We start from the raw sequence: 8,165 nt of genomic DNA, 5'->3' as shown, positions 1-8,165 counted from the left end.
AGCTGGCGCGGATCAGCGCCGAGCGGGTGGCCGCCGAGCTGGACAAGATGCTGCTCGGCGACGACCCGGTGGCCGGCATCGACCTGCTGGTGGAGACCGGGATGGGCGAGGTGGTGCTGCCCGAGGTAGGCGGCATGCGGATGGCCATCGACGAACACCATCAGCACAAAGACGTCTACCAGCATTCGCTCACGGTGCTGAGTCAGGCCATCGCGCTGGAAGATGACGGGCCCGATCTGGTGCTGCGCTGGGCCGCGTTACTGCATGACATCGGCAAGCCCGCGACGAGGCGGCACGAGCCCGACGGCGGGGTCAGTTTCCACCATCACGAGGTGGTGGGCGCCAAGATGGCCCGAAAGCGGTTGCGGGCGTTGAAGTACTCCAAGCAGATGGTCGACGACATCTCGCAGCTGGTGTTCCTGCATCTGCGATTCCACGGCTATGGCGAAGGCAAGTGGACAGACTCCGCGGTGCGCCGCTATGTCACCGACGCGGGGCCGCTGCTGGCTCGGCTGCACAAGCTGGTCCGCGCCGACTGCACGACCCGCAACAAGCGCCGGGCCGCCCGCCTGCAGGCCAGCTACGACCGGCTGGAGGAGCGGATCGCCGAGCTGGCGGCCCAAGAGGACTTGGCGCGGGTGCGCCCCGATTTGGACGGCAACCAGATCATGGAACTGCTCGGGATCCCGGCCGGTCCCCAAGTCGGCGAGGCCTGGCGGTTCCTAAAGGAGCTGCGGCTGGAGCGCGGGCCGCTGACCACCGAGGAGGCGAGCGCCGAGCTGCTGGCGTGGTGGGCGTCACGCGTGAACGAATAGCGCGGCCACCCGTCCGAGTAGGCATGGAGAACTAGGCGACGGCCTGGCCGCGCCTTCACCGCCCCGACCACGCCACTTTCGGCGCGCCACTGGGCACGACTCGAACGTGCGACCTAGGGATTAGAAGCGCCTCAGATAGCCTGTGACCTGGCCTTTTACTATTCTGGGCAGTTCTCGGCTACTGATGATGGATGAGATGATTCTGTTTGGGCCGCAACGTATTCCCTATGTATAAGTCGCGGCGATTGATGACTGGGAGTGAGTGCCCTGCGGACTGTCTGCGGACTGTGGGTGCAGGCCGCCGACCGCTCGCTTACAAGGTAGCTAAATACCGTATGAGCAGGTCTGCGGAGGTCTGTCTTGTAACAGGGCATGGCTGTGACCTGCAGAAACACGTCCGCGCAAGTCCGGGAGGGTCCATCGTGTCACAGTGAGTTTCGGATGAGTTGATGCAACGTCGTGACAACGAACGCTCGATACGGAGAGCCCGCGGGCTGCGGACTGCTCGCCGGGCCAGGCAATCGTCGTCCGGGGTGCGCGACGGCGGCTGGCTCAGGCCGCGGCGATGACGTCGTCGATGTAAACCCGAATTTGGTGGACGTAGAAGCATGGCCGCGTCCGAAGGGGGAAAGGACAGGATCAGTCAGACGTCCCAGGCGTTCACGCGGATGTCTGGAGAGAAGTAGTCGCTCGCTCGACTAGGTCACGTAGGTTGGGGGCGGGGTCGTCGCGGTAGCGGTTGATGACCCGCTGGTAGACGGCCCGCGCCTCGGCTGGCCGGCCCAGCCAACCGAGCACGACGCCCTGGTTGGTCAAAGCAATGGCGACCTGCTCGCGCAGGGTGGGGGCGGGGTCGTCGCCGTAGTGGTCGATGACCTGCTGGCAGGCGGCCAGCGCCTCGGCGGTCCGGCCCAGCTGACCGAGCGCGAAGCTCTGGCTGGTCAAAGCGTCGGCGACCACCTCGCGCAGCTCGGGGTCGGGGTCATCACGGTAGGGGTCGATGAGCCGCTGCTGGTAGGTGGCCACCGCGTCGGCGCACCGGTCCAGCTGAGCGAGCATATGGCGCTGGGGGTTCGTCGCGATAGCGACCTGCTCGCGCAGGGCGGGGGCGGGGTCAGCACCGTAGCGGTCGATGACCTGCTGGAAGGCGGCCACCGCGTCGGCGAACCGGATCAGCGCACCGAGCACCAAGCCCTGGTTGGTCAGCGCTCGGGCGACCTGCTTGCGCAGGGCGGGGGCGGGGTCAGCACCGTAGTCGTTGATGACCTGCTGGCAGGCGGCCAGCGCCTCGGCGGACCGGCCCAGCCCAGGGAGCAAAGGGCCATGGTGGGCCAGCGCCTGGACGACCTGCTCGCCGGGCTGGTAGGCGGTCCCAGCGTCGACGGACCGGACCAGCTCACTGAGCACCAAGCCCTGGTTGGTCAGTGCTCGGGCGACCTGTTCGCGCAGGGCGGGGGCGGCGTCGTCGCGGTAGCGGTCGATGACCTGCTGGTAGGCGGCCACCGCGTCGGCGGACCGGTTTATCTGAGCGAGCGCGATACCGAGGTTGACTCCTCCGGCGGCGGCGTATTGGTCGACCGACGACTCGCGGGCGCGGGTGAACGCGTCAGCGGCGCCGGCCCAGCGAGCGTAGCTGGCGGCGGCGGCCCCGACGGCGAATGCTTCAGTGGGCAAGGCGGTCTCGATGGCCGCTGCCCAGACCGGATCCGGCGGGACCCCCGCCCCGGGTCGGTCGCTGATCAGTCCCACCACGTAGTCGTAGGCCCGGTAGCCGTCGGCGCCCTGTTGAAGAAGCGCAATTCTTCCAGCCACCCGATCCAACGCCCAGTCCCTGCCGACGGCGAAGCCGCCATCGCTCAGGGCGACCCCGGCCGCCAGGTATGTCGGCCACAGGTGGCGAAGTGTGTCTTCGCTGATCGCACTGGTGCGTCCGCATCGTGCCCAGTCGGCTGCGGCGCCGATGACCGCGACCCCTTCTGGGGACGCCTCGGTGTCGAGCCTGGTTTCCAGGCGGTCTCCGGCAACCAGGTAGGCGGCCAGCCCATACTGACGCGCCGTCTCAAAGTCCGCGGAGAGTTTCTCCCGCAACGGCTCCAACTCGTCGTCAGTTGTCGGCGTAAGCGTGATCTTGCGGGCACGTGCCAGTAGGTCATCGGCGAGATCGGTTAGCTCGTCGGCCGGCCCCGAGTTCTGTCTGGTGACTTGGCCTTTATAGGTTGCCACTACGAACCGGGTCCGCCCCGTCTCTCGCCAACGCCTCAAGGTCTGCCATGTGACGCCCTGGGTGAGATATGGCTCAAGTTCATCCAGCCACAACACGGCAGGCTGTCGGGCCGGCAGTACTTTCTCCCCCAGGTCGATCATCTTCTGCAGCGCGTCGCCGTTGATCGGAGCCACCAGCTTCAGCGGATCGGTCTGCGAGTCACAGGCCCGCAACGCCTCAAACAACGTCCTGGACTTACCGACTTTAGAGGGACCGCGCACCACCACCAGCCAGGAGCCCCGGCCGTCACGTGCTTCCTCAACAGCCTCGCGCAACTCGGGGTCGACCTTGCGTGGCAGGTACTCGGGCAGCGTCTCACCCGCGAGCACAGTCTGGGGCGCCGGGTCGACACCGATCTCCGTCGGATCGACCTCGCTGACGCGAGCCACTGGCACGCGCAATCGATCGACCGCCCTCTGGCGCAACAACATCCAGGACATCACCACAAGCGCCGTGGCACTTATTGCTGCCACGATTCCACCGGCGACCTGCAGCCACAAAATGTTCAGCGGCTTGCCCAGATTCGCCCATGCCCCCGCGGCAGTCAAAACAGCCGCCACCACGGGTTGCCACCAAGTCAACGCCCCCGACGACGCTCGCATGCGCACCCACAAACCGTACAAGTCGTTTCCGCATTTCGCGGGAAGCTTGACATCTTCGAACAGCGATCCAGAAAAGCTGTGGCGGCCGGTGCGCGCGGAGGGGTGCGGGGTTAAATCGACGCCGGCCTGCCCCCAAAGGTAGTTGCCTGCGGCACGGCGGGGTGGGCCGTGTCAGTCAGGGAGGTGCCGGCCCCTGCCGCGTCCACCGCCGCCTTTGTGCCGCTCGTTGTCGTCAAAACTCCCAGACCCGTAAAGGCGGGAATCAGCAGTCCCGGCCGGTGCGCGCTACCACCCCGGGTAGCCTTCCCCCGGCAGGGGTCTCGGCGGCGCTGACATGGCGTTGTCGTGCTGGATGTACCAGCGCGTCGTGCGGCCGGGTTACTCTGCTCTTTCCCACCGCAACTAGAGGTCGGCGGCTCATGGACCAAGCACAACAAGGCATCCCTGATAGACAACTAAGCGCGGCGTATTTTCTGGACGACAACTGGGAGCCGGTCGAAAGGATTCCGGCCGCGCTGCGTGGCGAACACTCACGGGACCGGCTAAGCGAGTTCGAACACCGCGAATTCAGCCGGGAATACGGCCAGCCAAGCAGTGCCAAGTCAGCCGACGACCAGCAGATGCTGAATTGGATCCGGGGGACCTCAATCAAGATCGCGCCGCGGGCAGAAACAGTTAAGCTAACGCCGCCTCCAGACTGCGACTTTGACTACCTAAAGTCAGAACTTGGTATGAACATAATCCTCCCGAAAGGGCGCATCGATGAATTGCGCTTTAACGTCAGTCTTACTCAAGTAGGCGGCACGCAGGAGACGTTTGCCACGGACGGCTTCCCCAACAGCAGCATCCACCACACGACCATCGTTGGCGGCCAGATAAAGATTGGAATCACGCAGGCATTCAGGCTCATCCCGGTCGTTGGCCACGTCGTCGCCGAGCTCCTACCGATATCTGTCAATCTCAATCCCTGGAGCTTTCGCATTGGATCGCTGAAGCGCATCGATGTCGCCTTCAACGGCGGACTCACCACGGAGCCAGAGTGGTACTTCAAGAACGCCGGAATAAAGACTGACGAGATCAGGATCGCGATGATACTGAAGAAGCAGAAGAAAACTACCGGGGTGAGTGCAGAAGTAAAAGCCGCGTGGCGTTATAACCCCGGCGGCTTTTTCCCCGAGAAGCCAGTGGGCTCCGATATCAAGGCTGTGACCATCTATGGCGCTGGATGAGCGCGGCGTTGCAGGTCATAGCCGAACATGGCTGCACATACCAGCGAGTTATCTGTAGCTCGGTTTGAGGTGTGTCGATCGTGCCAATGATGGAATTCCGGAGACTTGTAGGGGTGGGAAAGAGCCTCAGAAGGCCTCTGACCTGGGCGTTTGCCGTTTTGGGTAGTTCTGGGCTATTGATGGCACTTACGAGCGAACACACTGGGGCGCAACATATTTCGTATGTATCAGTGATGGATATTGATGGCGAGTGGTGAGTGCTCTGCGGACTGTGTGCGGACTGATCTCCAGCCGGATCACGTCGGTGGAAGTGGACGGGCGCAACGACAGTCCAGCTATGGTAGGCGGCAAGTCCCAGAGCCTAAGGACACGCCAGCCGATACGACGCAACTCAGAGTCGGCCAGTCGGTCAGGCTCTTGAGTCCGGGCTGCCTTGGCGTCCCCGTATTCGGCGCTACCTCCCGGCCCTTCCGTCGCACCGTCACTCGGCGGATTTTCAGTCCGCTTTTCAGCGCGTTTGTGAATGTTGGCACGCGTTGGCGCTCATAGCGGAATACCAGCTAAACATGCATTTTAGGTGGATTTCCGTTGGCATGATCGGCGACGTTTCGGGGACGTGTGCATACAGCCTGTTTACAACAGCTCTGTCTACTACCCTCCCTGAATCGGGCGCACGCGTTTTCGAAGGGATCCGAGCTGCCCGAAGGCCGCTTCGATGGCTTCCCGTATCACTGCGCCCCGCCGTCGTAGGCTTACGTCGATGACTCCGATCAATTGGGAACGGTTACCCGGCGACACAGTTGAAGAGTACGTCGAAGCACTGATCCTCACTACGGTTAATCCACGAGCCACCCGTATTACGCCTTCTAGGGGTGACAAGGGTATAGACATCCTCGGCCCCGTCGGCGAGGCATTCGATGTGTATCAGGTTAAGCGATACACACGCCCATTCGGAAAATCTTCGAACGAGGAGAAAAGCATAGTCGGTTCTTGGGATCGATTCGTGCAGGAGATTTTGCCTAATTACCCAATCCGTCGATGGATTCTAGTAACACCGTGGAATCCTACAACCGAACGATATGAATGGATGCTCAACGAGTTGACTGCGGGCGTCGCAATCGAGCGAGATTGGCTTGGACGCGGCTCGCTAGACGTTTGGTCTTCTGAGAACCCTGGATTGCAGGATTATTTCTTTGGAGACGGACAGCGCAGAACACTGGAGCTAGTGGCTGCTGCTCTACGCGGGCAAAGAGATGTAACCGAATTGACTGGGGAACCGCTAGTAGATGCGATCGCGGCGCGTGAATTGGAGCTAGCTCGTAGTTTGGACGAAGTCGATCCGTTCTACCGGTACGAGAGCTCCATCAGGACTGGCCGGCTTCCCGATTCTGTCGAGGAACATGCACGGACCGTTGACCCCAATGCTGCATTAGTCACCTTCCGTGAGCTCGACGATAACCACTTTCACCAGCTAGCGATCTACCCAAGATGCGCTGAGTCTCTCAGGCTACGTCCAATATCAACGACTGTTTCCTTCGGCGGAATCACCGACGAAGCGGCGTTAAAGGCGGCGCGGGACATGATCGCCTACGGCGCGCAGCCAGACCGCCCCCTCCCAGTTCGCGTCATCCGATCAGAGGGGCCGCCGGGAGTAAGTTCGTTCGACGGTCCAGCGATGTTGTACGTCATGAACGAAGCCCCACCGGCCCGACCCGACCTAGAACTCCGACTGGGCGAACGGCGCACGCCGTTTCGGAATATCAGCATCACTCGTGGTTTTGATGGAATCCAGCTACATGGCGAAGATGCATCAGGAGTATTCAAAGTCACAATCACCGTCAGCAATGGCGGTGAACTTCAGTCGGTCGAGGTCCTGACATTGCCAGTCGGAGGGAAGCTCCCCCACGCGGTGATTTCTGGATTTGAGTTCCTTCGCGAATGGGCACACGGTGGATCTGCCATTCTCGCGATACCGTATGGCCGCATCATCACGCCACTCGGATCTCTACCGGAAGCCACTTGGTTGCGTGACGACGTCGAAATATGGCTTGCAACTGCACAGAATTTAACTCGTTTACAATCCGTGTCTGACCGCCAATTTTTGATGCCTTGGGCTCTGTCAAGCGCCGAAGGAAGTGCAATGGGGGATGCGGTCCGCCTACTTAACGGGGAGATACTGAAGTCTGAATGGTCAAGTACCAATTTTGAAGTTCGGAATGTCGAAGCCCTTGGCTCTTGTTTGACATCCGGTCCTCTCTTTCAGTTTCTGAGCTTTTTACCATTCGTCATCGAATACGATGGAAGTCGTTACGATTTGGACGGTGTGGTGGCGACATGGGGCGTGGCGCAATTGGCGGATCCTTCGGCGGTCGAAAGCATCGCTCCTGGTGACCAGGTAGCGATAGTTCCCGGTGCGGACGGCACGTTATATCGTCAATACGGCTCCCCCGAAGCCGCTAGTACGTTGCCCGTTGTTTAATTGCGAACCAGATCAGAGTCGACTTCCGTCGACACGCAGCCATCGGCATACACCGCGCGGAGAGTGTGGGCGCTGGCAGTGCGAGGCGTCCTCTGTCGCGATGGAACGTTAACCCCACACCTTCGGCGTCTCTGCTAAATCGACTCCGAGTCGTCAGGTCAGCGGACGTTCAGTTGTAGCCGGTCGAGTCGGCGGACAAGGATGCTGGGCAGCCATTGGCCGACGTGGGCGGCGTGAATCCACTCGGTCTGGTCAAGCAGCATCCGCAAGACGATCTGGGCCTCCAAGCGTGCCAGTGCGGCCCCGACGCAAAAATGTGCGCCCTTGCCGAAGGTGACGTGTCCTTTAGCGCCGCTGCGGTCGAGTCGGAACTCATTGGGTGTGTCGAACTGCCGGGGATCGCGGTTGGCGGCCCCCCACATCAACAGCAAGCGCGAATCGGCAGGCACCTCGACGTCGGCCAAGGTGGTGTCTCTGACTACGTGGCGATAGTGGCCGCGAAACGGCGACTCGTAGCGCAGCGTCTCCTCGATGAACCCACCCAGCAGTTCGGGATGGGCGCGGACCTGTTCTTGGATGTCGGTATGGCTCACCAGAATCCACGCGGCGCTGCCCAGCAAGGAGGCAGTGGATTCACCGGCGGCGCTGAACAGCGTCAGCATGATCGCGAGCGCCGGAAGCTGCTCCAACTCACCGGAAGCGTAGCGGGCGGCGAGGTCGCCTATGAGTCCCGGTTGAGGGCTGTCACCGGCCTTCTCGAAGTGCTCCATGACGTAT

At 62.0% G+C, this 8,165-nt stretch carries 5 protein-coding genes; 3 read left to right on the top strand and 2 right to left on the bottom strand.

Translation table 11 applies throughout. The annotated features are described in order from the left end of the window. On the top strand, positions 1-815 hold an 815-nt coding region (locus JWP83_RS09440), incomplete at its 5' end, for a CCA tRNA nucleotidyltransferase (RefSeq protein WP_297729172.1). Between the two features lie 660 nt (positions 816-1,475). Here the strand turns inward: JWP83_RS09440 and JWP83_RS09435 are convergent. After that, positions 1,476-3,680 carry a tetratricopeptide repeat protein gene (locus tag JWP83_RS09435; RefSeq protein WP_367185608.1) on the bottom strand — a complete coding sequence of 735 codons (2,205 nt, stop codon included), beginning with the start codon at positions 3,678-3,680 and terminating at the stop codon, positions 1,476-1,478. Positions 3,681-4,099: 419 nt separating this feature from the next. Between JWP83_RS09435 and JWP83_RS09430 the strand changes: the two genes are divergently transcribed. Together JWP83_RS09430 and JWP83_RS09425 are read left to right on the top strand one after the other, a co-directional pair. Continuing rightward, positions 4,100-4,909, top strand: a complete 810-nt coding sequence (locus JWP83_RS09430) for a hypothetical protein (protein ID WP_297729167.1) — start codon at positions 4,100-4,102, stop codon at positions 4,907-4,909. 760 nt (positions 4,910-5,669) lie between these two features. Next, a complete protein-coding gene (locus JWP83_RS09425; RefSeq protein ID WP_297729163.1) occupies positions 5,670-7,388 on the top strand; it encodes a hypothetical protein in 1,719 nt (572 codons plus the stop codon). 158 nt (positions 7,389-7,546) lie between these two features. On the opposite strand, the gene JWP83_RS09420 is transcribed toward JWP83_RS09425, so the two are convergent. Beyond that, positions 7,547-8,165: cytochrome P450 (locus JWP83_RS09420; protein ID WP_297729159.1), on the bottom strand; the 619-nt coding region annotated here is incomplete at its 5' end.

The sequence above is a fragment of the Mycobacterium sp. genome, from assembly GCF_025965855.1.
Taxonomy (GTDB): domain Bacteria; phylum Actinomycetota; class Actinomycetes; order Mycobacteriales; family Mycobacteriaceae; genus Mycobacterium.
Note: the sequence above shows the minus strand (reverse complement) of the source record. Positions and strands in the feature narration are given on the sequence as shown.